We start from the raw sequence: 544 nt of genomic DNA, 5'->3' as shown, positions 1-544 counted from the left end.
CAACGATCTTAGCAACAACACCAGCACCAACGGTACGGCCACCTTCACGGATTGCGAAGCGCAGACCTTCGTCCATTGCGATAGGTGCGATCAGAGTAACAACCATCTTGATGTTGTCACCTGGCATTACCATCTCAACGCCTTCTGGCAGTTCGATAGTACCGGTCACGTCAGTTGTACGGAAGTAGAACTGTGGACGGTAGCCTTTGAAGAATGGAGTATGACGGCCGCCTTCATCTTTAGACAGAACGTATACTTCAGACTCGAAAGTCGTGTGTGGAGTGATTGAACCAGGCTTAGCCAGTACTTGACCACGCTCAACTTCGTCACGCTTAGTACCACGCAGCAGAACACCAACGTTCTCACCAGCACGGCCTTCGTCCAGAAGCTTACGGAACATCTCAACACCAGTACAAGTTGTAGTGATGGTGTCTTTGATACCTACGATAGCAACTTCGTCACCTACGCGAACGATACCTTGCTCAACACGACCTGTTACTACAGTACCACGGCCCTGGATTGAGAATACATCTTCGATTGGCAG

1 protein-coding gene is annotated in these 544 nt (G+C 50.0%); it reads right to left on the bottom strand.

Annotated features, from left to right (window positions below):
• Window positions 1-544, bottom strand: a 544-nt coding sequence (locus Q4491_RS21475) for an EF-Tu/IF-2/RF-3 family GTPase (RefSeq protein WP_303460813.1), incomplete at both ends; no start/stop codon positions are given.

Source organism: Photobacterium sp. 2_MG-2023 (genome assembly GCF_030547675.1).
In the GTDB taxonomy this organism is placed as follows: Bacteria; Pseudomonadota; Gammaproteobacteria; order Enterobacterales; family Vibrionaceae; genus Photobacterium; species Photobacterium arenosum.
This window is presented reverse-complemented; position numbering and strand designations above follow the sequence as displayed.